At 73.9% G+C, this 21,362-nt stretch carries 23 protein-coding genes; 12 read left to right on the plus strand and 11 right to left on the minus strand.

All coding sequences use genetic code 11. From position 1 onward, the window contains the following. Positions 1-73 precede the first annotated feature (73 nt). Positions 74-2,140 carry a phosphate acetyltransferase gene (pta, locus tag GA0070215_RS00430; RefSeq protein ID WP_091040844.1) on the plus strand — a complete coding sequence of 689 codons (2,067 nt, stop codon included), beginning with the start codon at positions 74-76 and terminating at the stop codon, positions 2,138-2,140. Next, positions 2,137-3,249, plus strand: a complete 1,113-nt coding sequence (locus tag GA0070215_RS00435; RefSeq protein ID WP_018784796.1) for an acetate/propionate family kinase — start codon at positions 2,137-2,139, stop codon at positions 3,247-3,249. Before pta ends, GA0070215_RS00435 begins: the two co-directional genes overlap by 4 nt. Before the next feature lie 51 nt (positions 3,250-3,300). On the opposite strand, the gene GA0070215_RS28310 is transcribed toward GA0070215_RS00435, so the two are convergent. Continuing rightward, positions 3,301-3,474 (minus strand): hypothetical protein, encoded by a 174-nt coding sequence (locus tag GA0070215_RS28310; protein WP_018784795.1) that lies wholly within the window; start codon positions 3,472-3,474, stop codon positions 3,301-3,303. Between the two features lie 181 nt (positions 3,475-3,655). Between GA0070215_RS28310 and GA0070215_RS29765 the strand changes: the two genes are divergently transcribed. The 4 genes from GA0070215_RS29765 to GA0070215_RS00450 all read left to right on the plus strand — a co-directional run bounded on the left by GA0070215_RS29765 (position 3,656) and on the right by GA0070215_RS00450 (position 6,409). Beyond that, complete coding sequence (locus GA0070215_RS29765; protein WP_091040846.1) at positions 3,656-4,906, plus strand: alpha/beta hydrolase family protein; 1,251 nt, start codon at positions 3,656-3,658, stop codon at positions 4,904-4,906. A gap of 183 nt (positions 4,907-5,089) precedes the next feature. Beyond that, a complete protein-coding gene (locus GA0070215_RS28775; RefSeq protein WP_244166820.1) occupies positions 5,090-5,272 on the plus strand; it encodes a hypothetical protein in 183 nt (60 codons plus the stop codon). Next, positions 5,269-5,403, plus strand: a complete 135-nt coding sequence (locus GA0070215_RS29450) for a hypothetical protein (protein WP_279616526.1) — start codon at positions 5,269-5,271, stop codon at positions 5,401-5,403. The genes GA0070215_RS28775 and GA0070215_RS29450 overlap by 4 nt, the downstream gene beginning before the upstream one ends. A gap of 40 nt (positions 5,404-5,443) precedes the next feature. Next, positions 5,444-6,409: an alpha/beta hydrolase family protein gene (locus tag GA0070215_RS00450; RefSeq protein WP_091040848.1), complete on the plus strand. Its 966-nt coding sequence runs from the start codon at positions 5,444-5,446 to the stop codon at positions 6,407-6,409. 177 nt (positions 6,410-6,586) lie between these two features. On the opposite strand, the gene GA0070215_RS00460 is transcribed toward GA0070215_RS00450, so the two are convergent. The 3 genes from GA0070215_RS00460 to GA0070215_RS00470 all read right to left on the minus strand — a co-directional run bounded on the left by GA0070215_RS00460 (position 6,587) and on the right by GA0070215_RS00470 (position 9,297). After that, positions 6,587-7,549 (minus strand): zinc-binding dehydrogenase, encoded by a 963-nt coding sequence (locus GA0070215_RS00460; protein ID WP_018784791.1) that lies wholly within the window; start codon positions 7,547-7,549, stop codon positions 6,587-6,589. A gap of 76 nt (positions 7,550-7,625) precedes the next feature. Beyond that, positions 7,626-8,801 (minus strand): NAD(P)-dependent malic enzyme, encoded by a 1,176-nt coding sequence (locus tag GA0070215_RS00465; RefSeq protein WP_091040855.1) that lies wholly within the window; start codon positions 8,799-8,801, stop codon positions 7,626-7,628. A gap of 157 nt (positions 8,802-8,958) precedes the next feature. Further along, positions 8,959-9,297 carry a S24/S26 family peptidase gene (locus GA0070215_RS00470; RefSeq protein ID WP_018784789.1) on the minus strand — a complete coding sequence of 113 codons (339 nt, stop codon included), beginning with the start codon at positions 9,295-9,297 and terminating at the stop codon, positions 8,959-8,961. A gap of 78 nt (positions 9,298-9,375) precedes the next feature. Here GA0070215_RS00470 and sodN point away from each other — a divergent pair, with 78 nt between their 5' ends. From sodN to GA0070215_RS00485, 3 genes are read left to right on the plus strand one after another with little or no spacing between them, the layout of a single operon-like run. Next, positions 9,376-9,780, plus strand: a complete 405-nt coding sequence (sodN, locus tag GA0070215_RS00475) for a superoxide dismutase, Ni (protein ID WP_013288353.1) — start codon at positions 9,376-9,378, stop codon at positions 9,778-9,780. Further along, a complete protein-coding gene (locus GA0070215_RS00480; protein WP_091040858.1) occupies positions 9,777-10,301 on the plus strand; it encodes a GNAT family N-acetyltransferase in 525 nt (174 codons plus the stop codon). Before sodN ends, GA0070215_RS00480 begins: the two co-directional genes overlap by 4 nt. Positions 10,302-10,333: 32 nt before the next feature. Continuing rightward, positions 10,334-10,741 carry an ATP-binding protein gene (locus tag GA0070215_RS00485; protein ID WP_018784787.1) on the plus strand — a complete coding sequence of 136 codons (408 nt, stop codon included), beginning with the start codon at positions 10,334-10,336 and terminating at the stop codon, positions 10,739-10,741. Positions 10,742-10,817: 76 nt separating this feature from the next. On the opposite strand, the gene GA0070215_RS00490 is transcribed toward GA0070215_RS00485, so the two are convergent. Next, positions 10,818-11,225: a hypothetical protein gene (locus GA0070215_RS00490; protein WP_091041317.1), complete on the minus strand. Its 408-nt coding sequence runs from the start codon at positions 11,223-11,225 to the stop codon at positions 10,818-10,820. A 43-nt stretch (positions 11,226-11,268) separates the two neighbouring features. Between GA0070215_RS00490 and GA0070215_RS00495 the strand changes: the two genes are divergently transcribed. Beyond that, complete coding sequence (locus GA0070215_RS00495) at positions 11,269-12,219, plus strand: diacylglycerol/lipid kinase family protein (RefSeq protein WP_091040860.1); 951 nt, start codon at positions 11,269-11,271, stop codon at positions 12,217-12,219. Positions 12,220-12,666: 447 nt separating this feature from the next. Continuing rightward, positions 12,667-12,924 carry a WhiB family transcriptional regulator gene (locus tag GA0070215_RS00500; RefSeq protein ID WP_013288358.1) on the plus strand — a complete coding sequence of 86 codons (258 nt, stop codon included), beginning with the start codon at positions 12,667-12,669 and terminating at the stop codon, positions 12,922-12,924. Between the two features lie 63 nt (positions 12,925-12,987). On the opposite strand, the gene GA0070215_RS00505 is transcribed toward GA0070215_RS00500, so the two are convergent. The 4 genes from GA0070215_RS00505 to GA0070215_RS00515 form a co-directional block, all read right to left on the minus strand. Then, positions 12,988-13,737, minus strand: a complete 750-nt coding sequence (locus GA0070215_RS00505; RefSeq protein ID WP_026267733.1) for a sirohydrochlorin chelatase — start codon at positions 13,735-13,737, stop codon at positions 12,988-12,990. After that, complete coding sequence (locus GA0070215_RS00510; protein ID WP_091040864.1) at positions 13,719-14,468, minus strand: phosphoadenylyl-sulfate reductase; 750 nt, start codon at positions 14,466-14,468, stop codon at positions 13,719-13,721. The genes GA0070215_RS00505 and GA0070215_RS00510 overlap by 19 nt, the downstream gene beginning before the upstream one ends. After that, positions 14,465-14,620 (minus strand): hypothetical protein, encoded by a 156-nt coding sequence (locus GA0070215_RS28315; RefSeq protein WP_018784782.1) that lies wholly within the window; start codon positions 14,618-14,620, stop codon positions 14,465-14,467. Before GA0070215_RS28315 ends, GA0070215_RS00510 begins: the two co-directional genes overlap by 4 nt. A gap of 76 nt (positions 14,621-14,696) precedes the next feature. Next, positions 14,697-16,406 (minus strand): nitrite/sulfite reductase, encoded by a 1,710-nt coding sequence (locus GA0070215_RS00515; protein WP_091041320.1) that lies wholly within the window; start codon positions 16,404-16,406, stop codon positions 14,697-14,699. Positions 16,407-16,860: 454 nt separating this feature from the next. Here GA0070215_RS00515 and GA0070215_RS00520 point away from each other — a divergent pair, with 454 nt between their 5' ends. Then, positions 16,861-18,687: a glycosyltransferase family 39 protein gene (locus GA0070215_RS00520; protein WP_091040867.1), complete on the plus strand. Its 1,827-nt coding sequence runs from the start codon at positions 16,861-16,863 to the stop codon at positions 18,685-18,687. Here GA0070215_RS00520 and GA0070215_RS00525 read toward each other — a convergent pair. Both GA0070215_RS00525 and GA0070215_RS00530 read right to left on the minus strand, forming a co-directional pair. Next, complete coding sequence (locus tag GA0070215_RS00525) at positions 18,662-20,224, minus strand: PAS domain-containing sensor histidine kinase (protein ID WP_091040868.1); 1,563 nt, start codon at positions 20,222-20,224, stop codon at positions 18,662-18,664. The two genes, GA0070215_RS00520 and GA0070215_RS00525, sit on opposite strands and share 26 nt — an antisense overlap. 25 nt (positions 20,225-20,249) lie before the next feature. After that, on the minus strand, positions 20,250-21,278 hold the full coding sequence (locus GA0070215_RS00530; RefSeq protein ID WP_091040871.1) for an SIS domain-containing protein: 1,029 nt from the start codon (positions 21,276-21,278) through the stop codon (positions 20,250-20,252). Positions 21,279-21,362: the final 84 nt, after the last annotated feature.

Consider the following 21,362-nt stretch of genomic DNA (forward strand, 5'->3'; position numbering starts at 1 on the left):
CCCGTACGAGGTCGGTGGTGGCGAGGGTCGAAGGACCTGGGCGGCGGTTACAGCGATCTTGTAGCGTGAGGTCGTGGCGCGCAGCGTGTACCTGACCGGCGTTGGCTCGGGCGGTGGGAAGTCGACGGTGGCGCTCGGGCTGGCCGAGCTGTTGTCCCGCCAGGTGGAACGGATAGGCGCGTTCCGGCCGCTCGTCAGCGGTGACGGAGCCGACCCGATCCTGGCCCTGCTCACCGAGCGCTACCGGATGGACCTGCCGGTCGACCAGCTGTACGGCGCCACGTACGCCGAGGCGAGCGCGCTCGTCGCGGACGGCCGCCGGGAGGAGCTGATCTCCCGGATCGTCACCCGCTACCGGGAGGTGGAACGGCGCTGCCCGGCCATGGTGGTGGTCGGCAGCGACTTCGCCTACGGCGACGGCACCGGCCCCCGCGAGCTGGCCTTCAACGCCCGCCTGGCGACCGAGTTCGGCAGCGTCGTGGTGCCGGTGGTGGACGGGTTCGGGCAGGAGCCGGACGCGATCGCGGCGGCGCTGCGCGGCGCGTACCACGATCTGGCCGACCTCGGCGCGACGGTGATCGCGGTGCTGGCCAACCGCGTGCCCGAGCCGATGACGCTGCCCGATCTGCCGGTGCCCGCGTACGCGATCCCGGAGGTGCCGACCGTGTCGGCGCCGACGGTGGCCGAGGTGGCGGCGGCGCTGCGCGGCACCGTGCTCACCGGCGACGAGAGCGCGCTCGACCGCGACGTGCTCGACTACGTGGTCGGCGCGGCCCACGTGCCGACACTGCTCGACCACCTCACCGACGGGGCGCTGGTGATCACCCCGGGCGACCGGGCGGACCTGCTGGTCGCCGCCGCCGCCGCGCACGTGGCCGGGCAGGTGTCGCTGGCCGGCCTGGTGCTCACGCTCGGCGAGCAGCCCGACCCGCGCGCCATGCGCCTGGTCGAGCGGATGAACAGCGGACTGGCCGTGCTGTCGGTACCGAGCGACAGTTACGACACGGTGGCCGCGTCCAGCCGGATCGAGGGCCGCCCCAGCACCGCCAACCCGCGCAAGGTCGAGGCCGCGCTCGGCGCGTTCGAGCGCTGCGTGGACACCGACGACCTGGCCCGCCGGCTGCGGGTCAGCCGGTCCGCGCGGGTCACCCCGCTGATGTTCGAGAACGACCTGATCGACCGCGCCCGAGCCCGGTGCCGCCGGCTCGTGCTGCCCGAGGGCACCGACGAGCGGATCCTGCGCGCGACCGAGGTGCTGCTGCGCCGGGGCGTCGCCGAGCTGACCCTGCTCGGCCGCCCGGACGAGATCGCCCGGCGCACCCGGGAACTGGGCGTCGACCTCGGTGACGCCCAAGTCGTCGACCCGGTGACCAGCCCGTGGCGGGACGAGTTCGCGCAGGCGTACGCGCAGTTGCGCGCCCACCGCGGCGTCACCGCGGAGCTGGCGCACGACATCGTCGCGCAGCCCAACTACTTCGGCACGATGATGGTGCAGACCGGCCACGCCGACGGCATGGTCTCCGGCGCCACCCACACCACAGCCGCCACCATCCGGCCCGCGTTCGAGATCATCCGGACCGTGCCCGGCGTCTCCGTCGCGTCCAGCGTCTTCTTCATGCTGCTCGCCGACCGGGTGCTGGTGTACGGCGACTGCGCGGTCAACCCCGACCCGGACGCCGACCAGCTCGCCGACATCGCCATCTCGTCGGCCGACACGGCGGCCCGGTTCGGCATCGAGCCGCGGGTGGCGATGCTGTCGTACTCCACCGGCAGCTCCGGCGCCGGCGCCGACGTGGAGAAGGTCGCGGCGGCCACCAAGCTGGTCCGGGAACGCCGGCCGGACCTGCTGGTCGAGGGCCCGATCCAGTACGACGCGGCGATCGACCCGCAGGTGGCGGCCACCAAGCTGCCGGACAGCCCGGTGGCGGGACGGGCCACCGTGTTCATCTTCCCGGACCTGAACACCGGCAACAACACGTACAAGGCGGTGCAGCGGTCGGCCGGAGCGGTGGCGGTCGGGCCGGTCATGCAGGGCCTGCGGCGGCCGGTGAACGACCTGTCCCGGGGCGCGGGAGTGCCGGACATCGTCAACACGGTGGCGATCACCGCCATCCAGGCCGCCGCGGAGGCGTCGGAATGAGCCGCATCCTGGTCCTCAACAGCGGATCCTCGTCGGTCAAGTACCGGCTGTACGACGGCGACGACGTCCTGGACAAGGGCACCGTCGAGCGGATCGGCGAACCCGGCGGCGGGCCGGCCGACCACGAGAGCGCGGTCCGGGAGATCATCGGCCGGCTCGACCTGACCGGGCTGTCCGGCGTCGGCCACCGGGTGGTGCACGGCGGGCGGAAGTTCAGCGCGCCGGTACGCATCGACGACGCGGTCGTCACCGCGATCGAGGATCTGGTGCCGCTGGCCCCGCTGCACAACCCGGCCAACCTGGCCGGCATCCGGGTGGCCCGGGAGGCGCTGCCGGACACCCCGCAGGTGGCGGTGTTCGACACCGCGTTCCACCACACGCTGCCCGAGGCCGCCGCCACGTACGCGATCGACAAGGCCACCGCCGAGCGGTACGACGTGCGCCGCTACGGCTTCCACGGCACCTCGCACGCGTACGTCTCGCGTCGCGTCGCCGACCTGCTCGACCGCCCGTACGACCGGATCAACACGATCACCCTGCACCTGGGCAACGGGGCGAGCGCGTGTGCCGTACAGGGCGGGCGCAGCGTGGCCACCTCGATGGGCATGTCCCCGCTGGAGGGCCTGGTGATGGGCACCCGCAGCGGCGACCTCGACCCGACGGTCATCTTCCACCTGCGCCGCGAGGGCGGCATGGTCGTGGACGACATCGACGATCTGCTCAACCACCGCAGCGGCCTGCTCGGGCTGACCGGTGTGAACGACATGCGCGAGGTGCTGGCCCGCCGCGACTCCGGTGACCCGGACGCGACGCTGGCGTTCGACGTCTACTGCCGGCGGATCACCGGATACGTGGGTGCGTACTACGCTCTGCTCGGCCGGGTCGACGCGATCGCGTTCACCGCCGGGGTCGGCGAGCACGCCGCACCGGTCCGGGCAGCCTCGCTGGCCGGGCTGGAGCGGCTGGGCGTCGCGGTCGACCCGGCGCGCAACGACGGTCACGGCGACCGGCTCGTCTCCCCCGACGGTGCGGAGGTGGCGGTGCTCGTGGTCGGCACCGACGAGGAGCGGGAGATCGCCCGCGAGACCCGCGAGGTGATCGGCGTCTGACCGCGTGCGCCCGGCCCTCCCCGCGGCTGATCCGGGCCGGGGCAGCCGCGATCAGCCCAGGGCGATCCAGGCGACCAGGGCGACCACCACGACGGCGGCGACTGCCACGCCGGCGATCAACGGCAGGCGGGACGGCGCCGGCGCCGACGCGGCCGGCTCGGGAGAATCGACGAACGCGCGGAACTGCGCGGTGTTGCCACTCGGGTCGGTGTAGTTCTCAGCCATGCGGCCGACCCTAGCGAAGCCGACCGGACCGGAACGTCCCGCCGTGCCGCCACCTGCGGATCCGGGTGGCGGAATCGGGCAAACCCGGCCACCCGGTGGAGGCGGGAGCCGCCCGGGTGGCGGTGCCGACCGGCCCGGACGGCGGGCGCGCGCCGACCGCTCGGCTGCCTACCGTGCAGGGGTGAGGGGGCAGCGGCTGGTCGCCGCGCTGACGACGGCGCTGCTGGCCGGTTGCGGGCCGGCCGTGGCCACGCCCGACCCGGTTCCGGCCGCCGTCGGGTCCGCGCCGGAGGACCAGTACGCGGTGGGGCTGCGGCAGTTCACGCTCGACCCGGACGGCAGGCGGCCGCTGCCGGTAACCGTCTGGTACCCGGCGCAACCCTCCCCCGCACCGCCGCACGCGGCCGGCCCCGGTTCGGCAGGCTCTGGCTCGGCAGGCTCCGGCACGTCCGGCTCCGGCACGTCCGGCCCTGGCACGTCCGGCCCTGGCACGTCCGGCCCTGGCACGTCCGGCCCTGGCACGTCCGGCCCTGGCACGTCCGGCTCTGGCACGTCCGGGGCGGATCTCGCGGCCGTGTCCGGCTCGGGCGGATCCGGTGAGGCCACGGCCCTTGCGTCTCGCCCGTCCGTCCTCGCCACCCCCTCCGGGTCCGGCCCGGCCGCACCGGCGAGTCCCGGCCCGAAGCACGGACCGCGCGTGCGGCCCGGTGCGCCGTTCGCCGCCGGACGGTTCCCGGTGGTGCTCTACAGCCACGGGCTGCGCAGCCTGCCCGCCCTGCACGCGGCGCTGACCAGCCGCTGGGCCGCCGCCGGATTCGTGGTGGTCGCGCCCGCCTACCCGCGGACGAACCAGCGCGCCCGCAGCTACACCCGCGACGACGTCCGCAACCAGCCCGCCGACGCGTGGCGACTGATCCGCCACCTGGTCCGGCTGGGCGCCCGCCCCGGGGATCCGCTCGGCGCGCACATGGACGTGGACCGGCTCGCCGCCGCCGGGCACTCGGCCGGCGGGCACACCACGCTCGGCATGTTCGCCTCCGGACAGCCGTGGCCGGTACGGGCCGGAATTGTGATCGCCGGTGGCCGGACCGTCGCCGGCCTCTCCCGGCCGCTCGCGCCGATGCTGTTCGTGCACGGAAGCGCCGACCGGATCGTGCCGGAACCGATCGGCCGGGCCGCGTACGCCCGCTGTCTCGGGCCGGCCGCCTTCCTGAGCCTCACCGGTCAGGGCCACGGCGAGTACCTGACGCCGGGACGGCCCGGCTTCGCCCAGGTGCTCGCCACCACCACCGACTTCCTGCGCTGGACGCTCTACGCCGACCGCGCCGCCCTGCACCGCCTCCCCGCCGACGCCACAGCCCCCGGCCTGACCACCTTCACCACCCGCGCCCTGCCCGTACCCGTACCCGTACCCGTAACCCGTCGATCATGAAGTTGACGGCGGTCGCCGTCCGGTTTGTCGCCGCCAACTTCATGATCGACGCACCAGGGCGGGGGCTCCACCTCGGCGACGTCACCCGACCGCACGTGGACGTCGACTGGTACTGCTGGCGGGACGACGCCGCAACGCTGGCCGAGCGGCTCGGCACGCTCGGCTGGCGCCCCGACCCCCGGGATGCCGGCAACGCTCCAACTCGACCTGCTCCGGGGCGACGTCGAGCTGAGCTTCGCGTACCTCGACCGCAACGCGGACGGCCGGGTCGTCGTCGGCGCCGGGCCCTGGGCGGAAACGCTCCTTCCGGACGGCATGCTGGCCACGCGCCGCCCGGCCGGATCGGCGCGCTCGCCGCGCCGGTGATCAGCGTCGAGGCGCAGATCGAGCTGAAGGAGATGTTCCCGGTCTGGATGCCGGATCGCCCCCGCCGGGCCAAGGACGCGGCCGACCTGGCCCGTCTCCGGGCGTCAGCTCGTGGTCACCCGCAGCGCTGACCGGGCCTGATGGCCGGAATCGCGAGGCACAATCGAGTTCATGCGCCGTCGACCCGTCGCCCTGCTCACCGCCGCCCTGCTCGGCGCCGCCCTCACCGGCTGCTCGGAGCAGCCCACCGCCCCGGCCGGGCCGCCCGCACCCGACACCCCACCGACGACCACCACACCGGCTCCGCGCGTACCCGCCGGCAAGGCTCCCACGGACAGCTTCGCGGTCGGCGTACGCCAGGTGGAGCTGAACCGCGACGGCGATCGGCCCCTGCCGGTGACGCTCTGGTACCCGGCGGCGGGCGCCGCCGGTGGCGGGGCCGAGCGTTCCGCCCCGGCCGCGGACGGGCGGTTCCCGGTGGTGCTGTTCAGCCACGGGCTGAGCGCCCGGCCGGAGGACTACCAGACGCTGCTGGCCCGGTGGGCGGCGGCCGGTTTCGTCGTCGCCGCGCCGCGTTTCCCGCACACCTCCCGGGGCACCGACGGCAACCCGCTGGACGTGCTCAACCAGCCGGCCGACGTGTCGTACGTGCTGACGCGGGTGCTCGCGCTCGGCGAGAAGGCGGGCGATCCGCTGCGCGGCCGGCTGGACCCGGAGCGGGTGGCGGCGACCGGGCACAGCGCCGGTGGCGTGACCACGATCGGGCTGTTCACCGCGGGGCGGGACGAGCGGCTGGACGCGGGCATCGTCTTCGCCGGAACCGCGCTCGGTGTGGGCACCGCGTTCGCGGGAGCCGCCGCGCCCCAGTTGTTCGTGCACGGCGAGGCCGACGAGGTGGTGTCGTACGCGGCGGGCAAGGCCGTGTTCGACGCGGTGCCGTGGCCGAAGGCGATGCTCAGCCTGCCGAAGGGCGACCACGGCCGGGCGCTGCTGGGCGACGGCAAGGCGCTGGGCGTGGTCGCCGACACCACTGTCGAGTTCCTGCGCTGGACGCTCTACGGCGACCCGGCGGCGAAGAAGCGCCTGCCCGCCGACGCGGCCAAGGGCGGCCTGGCCACCCTCGACGACCGCCTGTAAGGAAGGGCCCCTTCTTAACGTCTCCGGTAGAGAAGGGGCCCCTTCTTAACGCGCCGCACGCCGCACGCGCCGCACGCGCCGTCCGCGCCGCACGCGCCGTCCGCGCCGCACGCGCCGTCCGCGCCGCACGCGCCGTCCGCGCCGCACGCGGCGTCCGCGGTGCCGGCGGGGTCGGCGTCAGGCGGTGTGGTCGACGACCAGCTTGCCGAAGACCTCACCGGAGTGCAGCCGGGCGAACGCCTCGGAGATCGCACTGAACGGCACCACCCGGTCGACCACCGGGCGCACCTCGTGCTCGGCGCAGAACGCGAGCAGTTCGGTCAGCTCGTCCGGGGTACCCATCGAGGTGCCGAGGATCTCCAGCTGCATGGCGAAGACCCGGCGCAGGTTGACCTTCGGCTCGTGGCCGGCGGTGGCGCCCGAGACGACGATCCGGGCCATCGGGGCGGCGGACTTCAGCGAGTGGTCGAAGGTGGCCGCACCGACCGTCTCGATCACCACGTCGACCCGTTCCGGCAGCCGTGCGCCGGGCTCCAGCGCGGTCGCCCCCAGCTCGGTGATCCGCTCCCGCTTGGCGGCGTCGCGGCTCGTCGCGTACACCCGCTTGCCCAGCGCGACGCCGAGCGCGACAGCCGCGGTGGCCACGCCGCCGCCGGCGCCCTGGACCAGCACCGACTCGCCGTCGGCGACCCGGCCCTTGGTGGTCAGCATCCGCCAGGCGGTGAGCCAGGCCGTGGGCAGGCACGCCGCGTCGGTCGCCGACAGGCCGTCGGGCAGCGGCAGCAAATTCATCCGGGGTACGGCGACAAGCTCGGCGAACGTGCCCTGGTAGTGCTCGGAGAGGATGGAGACCCCGCGCGGGTCGCCAGGGGTGGGCACCACCGGGTAGATGACCACCTCGTTGCCGTCCGGGTCGGTGCCGACCGCGTCGCAGCCCAGGATCATCGGAAGCTGGTCGGCGGTCAGGCCCACGCCGCGCAGCGACCAGAGGTCGTGGTGGTTGAGCGAGCTGGCCCGTACCTGCACGGTGACCCAGTCGTCCTGCGGGTGGGTCGGCTCGGGACGGTCGCCGACGGCGAGCGCGGCGAGCGGGTTGTCGGCGTCGAAGGCCGAGGCATAGGCAGCACGCATGATCGGCACGGTAACAAGCTGAACAGGAGTTAAGAAGGGGCCCTTCCTCTACCGGAGGCGTTAAGAAGGGCCCCTTCCTTACATCTCAGCGGCGGGCGACGCCGTCGCGGCGGGCGGCCTCGGCGACCGCCGCGGCCACCGCCGGGGCGACTCGCGGGTCCAGCGGCGAGGGCACGATCGCGTCGGCGGTCAGCGACCCGGCCACCACGCCGGCGATGGCGTCGGCGGCGGCCACCTTCATCGAGTCGGTGATCCGGGTGGCGCCGGCGTCCAGCGCGCCCCGGAACACACCCGGGAACGCCAGCACGTTGTTGATCTGGTTCGGGTAGTCGCTGCGCCCGGTGGCGACCACCGCCACGTGCCGGGCGGCCACCTCGGGGTGCACTTCAGGGGTGGGGTTGGCCAGCGCGAACACGATGCCGCCGGGGGCCATGCCGGCGACCGCCGCCTCCGGGATCTGCCCGCCGGAGACGCCGATGAGCACGTCCGCGTCGCGCAGCGCCTCGGTGATGTCGCCCTGCCGGCCCTCGGCGTTGGTGAGCTGGGCCAGCTCGGCCTTGGTGCCGGTCAGCTCCCGGTGCCGGCCGATGATGCCGCGCGAGTCGCACACCACCACCCGGTCCGGGTCGACCCCGCCGGCGATCAGCATCTTGGTGACCGCCACCCCGGCCGCGCCCGCGCCGCTGACCGCCACCCGCAGGTCACCGAGTTTGCGGTTGAGCAGCGCGGCGGCGTTGCGCAGCGCGGCGAGCACCACGATCGCGGTGCCGTGCTGGTCGTCGTGGAAGACCGGGATGTCCAGCGCCTCGTCGAGCCGGCGCTCCACCTCGAAGCAACGCGGGGCGCTGATGTCCTCCAGGTTGATCCCGCCGAACGACGGTGCGAGCGCCTTGACCGTCGCGACGATCTCGTCCACGTCCTGGGTGTCCAGGCAGACCGGTACCGCGTCCACGCCGGCGAACTGCTTGAACAGCACCGCCTTGCCCTCCATCACGGGCAGCGCGGCGCGCGGGCCGATGTTGCCCAGACCGAGTACGGCGGAACCGTCGGTGACCACGGCGACGGTGTGCGACACCCAGGTGTAGGTGTCGGCGAGCGCGGGGTCGGCGGCGATCGCCTCACACACCCGGGCAACCCCCGGGGTGTACGCGAGGGAGAGGTCCTCGCGGCTGGTCAGCGGCACCGTGGAGGCGACTGTCATCTTGCCGCCGACGTGCAGGCGGAAGACGGGATCGGCGGGGTCCGGGGTGGACGAAGACATGGTGACTCCAGGATCTGTCGAGCAGACGGACCGGCCGGCGTGGTCAGCGGTGGTCAGCGACCGGCGGCGCGGCGGTGCGGGGGTCACCCGGGCACTTTTCGAGCATAGTCACGCTTCGGCACCCGGTATGTGAGCGGGGTCATATCCGGTCCGGTCGTCACCTGCTCCTGACCCGTCCCGGACGCGGCCACCAGCGGGCCACCACCCGGCCGCGGACGTCGGCCACCCCGTACGCCCGGGAGTCGTCGGTGACGAAACCGTTGTCGCCGCGTAACCACCATCCGCCGTCGCGGGGTTCCACCGCCCGCTTCACGACGAGCAGGCCGGGGCGGCTGCGGAACACCGCGACGACCACGTCCCCGGGGCGTACCGGCCGACCTCCGGTGCGGACCAGCACCGCGTCGCCGTGACGCAGCGTCGGGGACATGGACGGGCCGGTCACCAGCACCGGCACCAGCGGGCCGCGCAGAGCCGGAGATTCACCGGTGGGCGCCATGTCACCTCACAGCCCCCGAGGGCGTCTCCAGGAGTAATGTCGTCCTGGATCATCGCAAACAACCCATGGAGGATCCTGATGCGCCTTCCCCGCATCCTCACGCCCCGGGTGACGGCCAGCGCTCACTGCGACCTGCCCTGCGGCGTATACGACCCGGCCCAGGCCCGGATCGAGGCCGAGTCGGTCAAAATGATCTGCGAGAAGTACCAGGCCAACACCGACCCGGAGTTCCGCACCCGCGCCATCCTGATCAAGGAGCAGCGGGCCGAGCTGGTCAAGCACCACCTGTGGGTGCTCTGGACCGACTACTTCAAGGCGCCGCACTTCGAGAAGTACCCGCACCTGCACCAGCTGTTCAACGAGGCCACCAAGCTGGCCGGCGCGGCCGGCGCCAAGGGCGGCACCGACCCGGCCAAGGCCGACGAGCTGCTGGCGAAGATCGACGAGATCTCGAAGATCTTCTGGGAGACCAAGCAGGCGTGACGTCGCCCGACGGCGCTCCGACGATCCGGCCGGTACGTCCCGAGGACGTACCGGCCGTCGTCGCCATGGTGCACGAACTCGCCGAGTACGAGCGCGCGCCCGAGCAGTGCCACCTCACCACGAAGCAGCTCGACACGGCCCTGTTCGGCCCGTCGCCGGCGCTGTACGGCCACGTCGCGGTCGACGCGTCGGACCGGCCGGTCGGTTTCGCGCTCTGGTTCCTCAACTTCTCCACCTGGGCCGGCGTGCACGGCATCTACCTGGAGGACCTCTACGTCCGCCCGGACGCCCGGGGCACCGGCGCGGGCCGGATGCTGCTCGCCACGCTCGCCGCGATCTGCGTGGAGCGCGGCTACCAGCGGCTGGAGTGGTGGATGATCCACTGGAACCCGGCGGCCCGCTTCTACGCCGCGATCGGCGCGACGCCGATGGACGAGTGGACCCCGTACCGCCTGGCCGGGGCCGCGTTGCGCAAGCTCGCCACGCACGCGACGGCCGCGCCCACGCGGTCCGCCCCCTGACCGGGTAGAGTCCCGCACCGGGGGGAGGAGCCGTGACTCAACTGACCGGGCACCCGACGACCGACGACGACGTCGTCCATCTCACCGTGCCCGCCGACGGTGGTTACCTCGGCGTGCTCCGCACCGCCACGGCCGGGCTCGCGGCCCGGCTCCAGTTCGCCCTCGACGAGATCGAGGATCTGCGCATCGCCGTCGACGAGGCGTGCGCCATGCTGCTCGCCATCGCCACCCGTGACGCCGAGCTGGAGTGCCGCTTCGCGGTCACCGAGGACGCGCTCACCGTCGAGGTGACGGTGCCGACGGTCCGGGGTGCCACGCTCCCGTCCGAGTCGTCGTTCGCGTGGAAGGTGCTCACCGCGCTCACCACCGGGGCGAACGCCCAGGCGTCCGGTGGCCGGGCCACCATCTCGCTGCTGACCCGCCGCGCCGGCGGCTTCTGACCGGTCGTCGCGGCCACCGGCCCCGGCGGTGTCCGGGCCGGTTCGGGCTCAGCGGCCCCACGCTTCCCGGCCCGGCTCAGCGCTCGGCGGGCCGCTCGCCGAAGCCCAGCGCGCGGTTGGTCGGACCGCTCACCAGCAGGCCGACCATGCCGAGCCCGAGAGCCATCAGCGGCACCCCGAGCCAGCCCATGCCGCCCTCGATCATGAACCAGCCGACCGGCAGCAGCATGAGCTGGAGCACGATGGCCGGCGCGCGGGCCCCGGCCCGGCGGCGGGACAGCGCGCCACCCAGCGCCCAGAGCGCCACCGCGCCACCGACGGCGAAGGCGGTCACCAGCAGCGCCGAGGTCAGATCCGTCGTTTCGGCGGTGAGGTCGGACCAGATGAGCCACACCGCGATCAGCCCCAGCGCCACCGCCTGGGCACGTAGCAGGAGCACCGCGGCGCGCAGCGTGCCGGGGAGCGGGTCGGAGTCGATCGTCACGGGCGCCACGATACCGGTGGGTAGTAGCGGTACAGTGCCGCCCATGCGGGCCGTCCTGATGGTCAATCCGAAGGCCACCACCACCAGCGAGCGCAGCCGGGACGTGCTGGTCCGGGCGTTGCGCAGTGAAGTCGACCTGTCGGTGCGCTACACCCGCCGGCGGGGCCATGCCATGGACCTGGCCCGGGAGGCCGCCCAGGAGGGCGTCGACCTGGTGGTCACGCTCGGCGGCGACGGCACCGTCAACGAGGTGGTGAACGGTCTGATGGCGGCGGAGCCGCCGACGTTCCGCACCGGACGGTCCTCGGCCGAGCGGCTGCCCGCGCTGGCCACGGTGCCGGGCGGTTCGACGAACGTCTTCGCCCGCGCGCTCGGGCTGCCGCGGGAGTGGCCGGACGGCACCAGCATGATCCTGGAGGGGCTGCGGCTGGGCCGGTCCCGCACGATCGGGCTGGGCCGGGCGGACGACCGCTACTTCACGTTCTGCGCGGGCTTCGGGCTGGACGCGGCGGTCATCCGCCGGGTGGAGCAGGCCCGCAGGAAGGGGCGCGTCTCCACCCCGGCGCTCTACTTCCGTTCCACGGCGAGTCAGTACTTCGTCGGCTCGGACCGCCGCCACCCGTCGATCACGCTGGAGCGGCCGGGTGAGGCGCCCGCGACGGAGTTGGCTACGGCGATCATCCAGAACACCGCGCCGTGGACGTACCTGGGTGACCGGGAGATCAACCCGAACCCGGAGGCGTCGTTCGACAGCGGTCTGGACGTGCTGGCGTTGCGGCGGCTGCGGGTGGCGAGCACGGCCCGTACGGCGGCGCAGTTCTTCTCGAAGCGACCGGATCCGCACGGCAAGCAGGTGTTGCGGCTGCACGACGTGGCCGAGTTCACGCTGGTCTCGGACCGGCCGCTGCCGTTCCAGCTGGACGGGGACTACCTCGGCGAGCGGGAGAAAGTCCGATTCACATCCGTACCGGCCGCACTGAGAGTAATCTGCTAGGTCTCGGGTATCCCACTCGGTTGACGCGGACCCCCCGCCACGCGGGTGCGGTGGCCGCCACGCCGAGGAAGGGTGCCGGAAATGTCAGCAGCGTCACGCGGACCGTACTACATTGATTATCGACTGTGGCACGCCGGGTAACCAGAGCCCTGGTAAACCCGGACAAATGGGTGGTGAGCCCGCTCACTGTTCGGAGTTTTTCCGAGCGTCACCCTTGACATCGCTGTAGTTCGTGAAAGTATTCACAAGCGAACTCGTGTTGCCGGGACATTGCCTGGATAGGCTCGTTCGGTTGAGCTGTTCCAGCAGGTCCAGGCACCCCACAGCCTGCTCACGCTGCGCCGAATTGATGGATGCTGACCGTCACCATTCGGCAATGCGGACGCATAAAGAAACAGCAACGAAGCGTTATCTGGCCACCCACTAAGAATGAGGAGTGTTGCCGCCATGGACTGGCGCCACGATTCGGTCTGCCGCGACGAGGACCCGGAGCTGTTCTTCCCCATCGGGACGTCCGGCCCGGCCCTCCTGCAGGTGGAGCAGGCGAAGGCCGTCTGCCGGCGCTGCCCCGTGACCGACCAGTGCCTGCAGTGGGCGCTGGAGTCCGGTCAGGACGCCGGCGTCTGGGGTGGGATGAGCGAAGAGGAGCGTCGCGCGGTGAAGCGCCGCGGCGGCCTCCGGGTGCTGCGCGCTCACTCCGCCTGACCCGTACACGCTGAACGCCCCGGCCGGGATTCCGGCCGGGGCGTTCTGCTGTCCCGGACCGGGTCAGCCCGCCACCGCCTCCACCCGCCGCCGGACCAGGTCCGCCAGCTCCGGCAGGTCGGTCAGCGGGTCGGCCACCGCCACCGCGCCGGCCGACCGGGCCGACGTGCGTACCCCGTCGTGGAACCGGCCCGGGGCCAGGAAATAGGCGGCCACGGCGACGCGGCGGGCACCAGCGGCGCGCAGTCGCGTCACCGCGCCGCCCACCTCCGGAGGCGCCGCCGAGGCGTACGAGACACGGCAGGGCACGCCCAGCCCCGCGCCGAACGCCGCCGCGACCCGCCCCACCGAGGCGCGCGCCGCCGGATCCCGGGTACCGGCCGCCGCCAGCACCACCGCGTCCAGCCCGCCCGGCCCGTCACCGGTCGCCTCCGCCAGGCGGCGGCGCAGCCCGTCCAGCAGCCCGCCGTCCACCCCGCCGCCGGTCGGCCCCAGCACGTCCGTCACCCGTACCTCGATGTCCGCGCCGGCCGCCGCGACCGCCGCCGGGATGTCCACCTTCCGGTGGTACGCGGCGGTCAGCAGCAGCGGCACCAGGACCGCCCGGGAGTGGCCGGCGCCGGCCAGCCCGCGCAGCACCTCGGCCGGCCCGGGATCGGTGTGGTCGAGCCAGCTCGGCAGCACCTGACGACCGGGGCAGGTGTGCGCCACGGCCCGGGCCAGCGCCCGGGTCGCCTGCGCCGCACGCGGATCACGGCTGCCGTGGGCCACCAGCACCACCGGTGGCCCGGCACTCAGGTGTGCAGGCCGCACTCGGTCTTCTCGAACATCGCCCAGCGCCCGGCGCGCGAGTCCTCTCCCGCCCGGGTCCGCCGCGTGCACGGCCAGCAGCCGATCGACCCGTAGCCGCGGGCGAACAGCTCGTTGACCGGGATGTCGTACCGGGCCACGTAGGCGTCCACCTCCCGCTGGGTCCACGCCGCGATCGGGTTCACCTTGACCCTGCCCCGCCGCGCGTCGAAACCCACCACCGGCGTGTTCGCCCGGGTCGGCGACTCGTCCCGGCGCAGCCCGGCCGCCCAGGCGTCGTACCCGGACAGCGCCCGCTCCAGCGGCTCCACCTTCCGCAACTGGCAGCAGTCGTCCGGGGACCTGTTGAACAGGCGCGGACCGTACTGGCCGTCCTGCTGGCCCACGGTCATCCGGGGCCGGATCGAGCGCACCCGCACCGGCATGCGCCGGGCCACCTCGTCGCGGACCTTCAACGTCTCCGGGAAGTGCAGCCCGGTGTCCAGGAACACCACGTCGACGCCGGGCGCGACCCGCGAGACCAGGTGCGCCAGCACGCCGTCGGCCATCGAGCTGGTCACGCAGAACCGCTCGCCGAACGTCCGCACCGCCCACCGCACGATCTCCAGCGCGGGCGCGTCCGCCAGCTCCCGGCCGGCCTCCTCGGCCAGCGCGCGCAGCTCCTCCGGGTCGCGGCGGGCCGGTTCGGCCGCGCCGACCAGGCCGAGCCCGGCGGCGGAGACGAGGCCGGTCACCGGTTCACCACCCGGCTCAACAGGCCGGTGAACTTCACCGCGAAGACCCGCGCGCAGGCGTGGCACTCCCAGGCACCGTGCCCGGCCTCGTGCGGTCGCAGGTCCTCCTCCCCGCAGTACGGGCAGTAGAGAGGCGCGGACCGCTCGCTCATCGCGCCGCCTCGCTTCGCTCGCCAGCACGATGAGGCACCGCCACACTGAGCCGAATGATTCGCTCACTCCGCTCGCTCATCGCAACTCCTCCTCGTCGACTCTGATCACCCAGTTGGCGAACGTCTCGCCCTCGGTCCGGCCGGCCAGGTAGCGGCGGGCGAGCCGTTCCACGTACTCCGGAAGCTCCTCGGCGGTGGTCTTCAGACCGCGCAGCTTGCGGCCGAAACCGGCGGACTGCCCCTGCGCCATGCCGAGGCCGCCGCCGAGGTGCACCTGGAAGCCCTCGACCTGCCGGCCGTCCGGGCCGACCACGAGCTGGCCCTTGAGCCCGATGTCGGCGACCTGGGTGCGGGCGCAGGCGTTCGGGCAGCCGTTGAGGTGGATGGAGATGTCCGCGTCGAAGTCGCGCAGCCGCTCCTCCAGGCGCGCGACCAGTTCCTCGCCGCGCCGCTTGGTCTCCACGATCGCGAGCTTGCAGAACTCGATGCCGGTGCAGGCCATCGTGCCGCGCCGCCAGGCCGACGGCCGGGCCTCCAGGCCGATCCCGCGCAGCGCCGAGACCAGCTCCTCGGTCCGCTCCGGCGCCACGTCCAGCACGAGCAGCTTCTGGTACGGGGTGAGCCGCACCCGGTCGCTGCCGTGCGCCTCGACCACGTCGGCGAGCTGCGCCAGCTGGGTGCCGGACACCCGGCCCACCACCGGGGCCGCGCCCACGTAGTTCGCGCCGTCGCGCTGGGTGTGCACACCGATGTGGTCGACCGGCTTCGCCGGCAGGTCCGCGGCCGGGCCGTCGAGCAGCGTCCGGCCGAGGTATTCCTTCTCCAGCACCTCGCGGAAGCGCTCCACGCCCCAGTCGGCGACCAGGAACTTCAGCCGGGCCCGGTTGCGCAGCCGGCGGTAGCCGTAGTCACGGAAGATGCCCACCACACCGGCCCACACGTCCGGCACCTCGCTCAGCGGCACCCAGACGCCGAGCCGCTTGGCTAGCATCGGGTTGGTGGAGAGCCCGCCGCCGACCCAGACGTCGAACCCGGGCCCGTGCTCGGGGTGCTCCACGCCGAGGAACGCGATGTCGTTCGCCTCGTACGGCGTGTCGACCAGCCAGGAGATCGAGGTCTTGAACTTCCGGGGCAGGTTCGAGTACGCCTTGTCGCCGACGTACCGGCGGACGATCTCGTCGATCGCCGGGGTCGGGTCGAGCACCTCGTCCCGGGCCACCCCGGCGACCGGGCTGCCCAGCACGATCCGGGGGCAGTCGCCGCACGCCTCGGTGGTCTGCAGGCCGACCGCCTCCAGCCGGCGCCAGATCTCCGGCATGTCCTCGACCCGGATCCAGTGGTACTGGATGTTCTGCCGGTCGGTGATGTCGGCGGTGTCCCGCGCGAACTCCCGGGAGATGTCCGCGATCACGCGGAGCTGGGCCAGGTTGAGCTGGCCGCCGTCCACCCGGACCCGGAGCATGAAGAACTCGTCCTCCAGCTCGTGCGGCTCCAGCACTGCCGTACGCCCGCCGTCGATGCCGGCCTTGCGCTGGGTGTAGAGGCCCCACCAGCGGAACCGGCCACGCAGGTCCTGCGGGTCGATCGAGGCGAAACCGCGGTGGGCGTAGATGTTCTCGATCCGGTCCCGCACGTTCAGCGGGTCGTCGTCCTTCTTGATCCGCTCGTTGGGGTTGAGCGGCTCACGGTGTCCGAGCGCCCACTGCCCCTCGCCGCGTGGCCGGCGGGGCGCACGGGCGGCAGGCGCCGGGGTGTCGGGACGGGTCGGGGTGCTGCTGACCGCCATCGCGGCGTCCTCCATGGTCTGCTGCGGTGCCTGCGAGCGCGGACGCGGCGGCCGGCCCTGGGGAGGGCCGTGGTCGGCGATGTCGATGACGGCCGGCGCGAGTACGCGCCCGAGACGGAAGGGTCGGGCGTCGTCAGTGGGCCGGACAGATCGCGCTGCGCACGCGGCCGTAGTCGACGTGGCGACGAGCCACGAAGCGGCGGACGACAGCGGCGGTCATGTGCCTCATGCTGCCACACCCCGCCCCGCCCGACCACAGCTCCGCCCGGTGATCCCACATCACGGGCCCCCACCGAGATCGACTCCCGTCCACCCCCGCCCCGTCCCCTCCCCGACAGTGGCGGAGGCGGGTGGGTGGGAATCGGTGGAGCGGGCGGGTGGAGGCACGCGGGCGTGTGACGCTGCGGAGGTGAGGAGGATCGTGTCCGCGTCCGTCAGTGCCCGGTCGGGCCCGATGGTGTGGGCGGTGCCGGGACTGCTCACGCTCGCTGTGACGCTGGCCGGCCTCGGGCACGCCCAGCCGTGGCGGGACGAGCTGGCCACCTGGAGCGCCGCCACCCGGCCGGTCGCGGACCTGACCCGGATGACGCGCACGATCGACGCCGCGACCGGGCCGTACTACCTGCTCGTGCACGGCTGGACCGCGGTGGCCGGCACGTCGCCGACGGCACTGCGGCTGCCCTCGGCACTGGCCATGGCGGTGGCTGCGGCACTCACCGCCCGCCTCGGCGCGGCGCTGGCCGGCCGCCGCGCCGGGCTGCTCGCCGGACTGCTGTTCGCGGTGCTGCCGGTCACCTCGCGGTACGGCCAGGAGGCCCGCCCGTACGCCCTCGCGACGCTGCTCGCCGTGCTGGCCACGCTGCTGCTGGTCGAGGCGCTGCGCCGGCCGACCTGGCGACGCTGGGCCGGGTACGCCCTCGCCGTCGCCGCGCTCGCCCTGCTCCACCTGATCGCGCTCACCCTGCTCGCCGCGCACGCCGTGGTGGTGCTGCTGACCGCCGCTCGTGGCCCCGCGGCGGCCGTCGATCCGCCCGGCCGGTACCGACCCGAGATGTCCGACGCGAGCCGGTCACGCCGCAGACACTCACGGCGTTCCACCCAGCCGCGAGATCGAGCGCGAGTGGAACGCCACGGGTGGCACGGCGCACCGCAGACACCCACGGCGTTCCACCCAGCCGCGAGATCGAGCGCGAGTGGAACGCCACGGGTGTCACCGCACCCCGGGAGCAGGGAGCACGGCGCGGACGCGCCGGAAGCGGAACCACAGGATCTGACCGGCGAGGCTCGCGAGGCGTCGACGTCCGGCCGACGGGTGCTGACCGGGTGGCTGCTGGCGCTGGTGCCGGCCGTCGTGCTCGTCATCCCCCTGGCGCTCGTCGCCCGGGGACAGCGCGGTCGACAGCTCGACTGGGTGGACCCGGCGCGCCTGCCCGACCTGGCGGCGCTGCCCGGTGGGCTGGCGCAGAGCGGCGTGGTGGGCGGCTTCCTGCTGGCCCTCGCGGCGCTCGGCGCGGTCCGGCTGGGCCGGCGGGCGCTGCTGCCCGGCGCCGCCGTGCTGCTGCCGGTGCTGCTGCTCTTCGCGGCCGGCACGGTGGTGCCGCTCTGGGTGACTCGCTACCTGGTCTTCACCGTGCCGTTCGCCTGCCTCCTCGCCGGCGCGGCCCTGGCCGGCACGACACCGACCCGGATCCCGCCGACCGGAGCCGCCCCGACCGGACCCGCCCCGCCCGGAACCGCGCCCACCGCATCCACGCCGGCCGGCACCGCAGTCAGCGGGACGGGTCCGGCGGGGACCGCTCCGGCCGGGGCGCGGTTCGGGGCGGCGTTGGCCCTGGTGGCGCTGGCCGGGCTGCTCGGGCTGCCCGAACAGGTGGCCCTGCGCCGCACCCACGAGTGGCCGCGCAGCGCACCCGTCGACTACGCGGGTGCCGCCCGGATCATCCGCGCCGAGCAGAGGCCGGGCGACGCGATCGTCTACTCGCCCCGGGACGGGTGGCTGTTCCCGGATCTCGGCATGGCGTACCACCTGGGGCCGAGACTGCCGCGCGACGTGCTGGTGGTCCGCGACCAGCGTCAGGACGCGAGCCTGTGGGCCGTGGAGTGCGACGACCCGGCACGGTGCCTGGCCGGGGTGGAGCGGGTCTGGCTGGTGGTCACCGGCCGCCGCGCGGACCCGCTGGCGGCGGTGCCGGGCGCGAAGGGAGCCGCGCTGCGCGCGGGCTACACGGTGCGGCAGGTGTGGCCCCGGCCGGGGATCACGGTGGCCCTGCTCGTCCGGTGAGGCGGTCGGTGGTGCCGCGGGCCAGCGGTACGACGATGACCGCCTCGGTGCCGCCGTCGGCGCCGTTGCGCAGGTCGATGGTGCCGCGCAGCTCGCCGGTGACAAGCGCCCGGACGATCTGGAGGCCCAGGTTGCCGCCGCGCTCGGCGTCGAACTGTTCGGGCAGGCCCCGGCCGTTGTCGGTGACCGAGACGTGCAGTTGCTTGCGGGCCCGGTGCGCGGAGACCACCACCTCGGGCCGGGGCGCGTCCGCCGGTGCGGGCTCCGCGTCCTCGCCGGCGGACGGGAAGCCGTGTTCCACGGCGTTGAGCAGCAGCTCGTTGAGCACCATCACCAGCGAGGTCGCGATCTCGGCGGGCAGGACGCCGAAGGTGCCGCACCGGCGCATGCCCACGCTGACCTCGGTGACGGCGACCTCGGTGGCGGCGCTGGCGACCCGGTCCACGATGCCGTCGAACTCGACCGCCTCGTCGCTGGACAGGGAGAGCGTCTCGTGGACGAGCGCGATCGAGGCGACCCGGCGTACCGATTCTTCGAGCGCGACCCGCGCCTCGGGCATGGCGACGCGCCGGGCCTGGAGGCGCAGCAGCGCGGCGACGGTCTGGAGGTTGTTCTTCACCCGGTGGTGGATCTCCCGGATCGTGGCGTCCTTGGTGATCAGGGCGCGGTCGCGGCGGCGTACCTCGGTGATGTCGCGGACCAGCACCAGCGCGCCGATCGGCACTCCGGCGGGCATCAGCGGCAGCGCCCGGGTGAGCATGGTGGCGCCGCGGGCGTCGATCTCCCGGCGGGGTGGCGCCTCGCCGCGCAGCGCGGCGAGCACGGCGTTGCCCGCGTCGGTGCCTTCCAGGGGGTCGTCGGCGAGCCTGCGGTGCAGCTTGGCCAGGTCCTCCCCGACGAGGTGGGAGGCGTAGCCGAGGCGGCGGTACGCGGACTGCGCGTTCGGGCTGGCGTAGGTGACCTTGCCGTTGGCGTCGAGCCGCACCAGTCCGTCGCCGACCCGGGGCGCCGAGGTGGTCTCGCCCGGGTGCCGGGGCGGCGGGAACGTGCCGTCGGCGATCATCTGGGCGAGGTCGTCGGCGGTGGTCAGGTAGTTCAGTTCGAGCTGGCTCGGGGTGCGCGCGGTGGACAGGTTGGTGTCCCGGCCCACCACGGCGATCACCTCGCCGGCTTCACCGTCGCCGGTGCGCAGCCGGACCGGGATCGCCTCGTGGCGGGCCGGTACGTCGCCGTACCAGACCGGGTCACCCTCGCGCCAGATCCGCCCCTGCCGGTGGGCCACCTCCAGGTGGGCCACCTCGGCCCCGCCGACGATGCGCCCGACCTGGTCGTCCAGGTAGGCGGTCGGCGCGGTGGTGGGACGGACCTGGGCCACGCAGAGGTACGTGCCCTCGCCGTCCACCGGAACCCAGAGCAGCAGGTCGGCGAAGGACAGGTCGGACAGCAGCTGCCAGTCGCCGGCGATCCGGTGCAGGTGGTCGATGTCGGCCGGGCGGAGCGCGGTGTGCTCCTCGGCGAGGTCACGGAGGGTGGACACGCCCCACAGCGTGCCACGCCGGGCCTCACATCGTCGCCGTGACCTTCTTCAAGCCGCGCGGCGCGTCCGGGTCCTCGCCCCGGGCCAGGGCCAGGGCCAGCGCGAGCCGTTGCAGCGGCAGGATGTCGAGCAGCGGCGCGTACCGCTCGTCGACCTCGGGCACCGCCATCCGGGTCTCGCCGACCTCGGCGGAGCCGACCACCACCACGTCGGCGCGGCGTTCGCCGAGGCGGGGCAGCACCTCGCGCATCGACGTGCCGCCGGGGCCGGAGCCGACCACGGCGAGCACCGGGACGTCCGGGTCGGTCATGGCGAGCGGGCCGTGCAGCAGGTCGGCGCCGGAGAAGGCGAGCGCCGGGAGGTACGAGGTCTCCATCAGCTTCAGCGCCGCCTCCCGGGCGGTCGGGTACGCGTACCCCCGGCCGGTGGTGACGAGCTGGGCGGCGAACCGGTAGCGCGGGGCGAGCCGGGCCGGGGTGTCGTCGGCGAGCGTCTGCGCGGCCAGCTCGGGCAGGCGGCTCAGGGCGGCGTGCTCCTGCGCGGGCAGCACACCGTCGCCGGCGCGTACGCCCTCGATCAGCATGAGCAGCGCGAGCAGTTCGGCGGTGTAGGTCTTGGTGGCGGCGACCGCGCGTTCGTGGCCGGCGGCGATGTCGACGCTCAGCTCGGCGGTCTCCACCAGCGGCGAGCCGGGGTTGTTGGTGACCGCGAGGGTGAGCGCGCCGGAGGCGCGGGCGACCCGCAGCACCTCGGCCAGGTCGGGCGAGCCGCCGCTCTGGCTGACGCCGACGACCAGCGCGTCGGACAGGTCGGGCCGGGCGCCGAAGACGGTGATCGCGCTCGGTGAGGCCAGCCCGGCGGGCAGCCCGAGGCGGATCTCGGTCAGGTAGGCCGCGTAGAGCGCGGCGTGGTCGGAGGTGCCCCGGGCGGTGAACACGACGTGCCGGGGGCGGCGTCGCGCGACGACGGCCGCCACCTCGGCGATGGCCGCCGCGTGCCCGGTGGAGAGCAGGCGCTCGTAACCGGCCGGCTGCTCGTCGATGTCGGCGGCCATACCGGCCCCTGGACGCGTCACTCCAGAACCTCCCTCTGCGCGTTTTCCGCGCGTTAGATGCTCAGTCTTGCACGTTTGAGCGGC

The sequence above is a fragment of the Micromonospora marina genome, from assembly GCF_900091565.1.
Taxonomy (GTDB): domain Bacteria; phylum Actinomycetota; class Actinomycetes; order Mycobacteriales; family Micromonosporaceae; genus Micromonospora; species Micromonospora marina.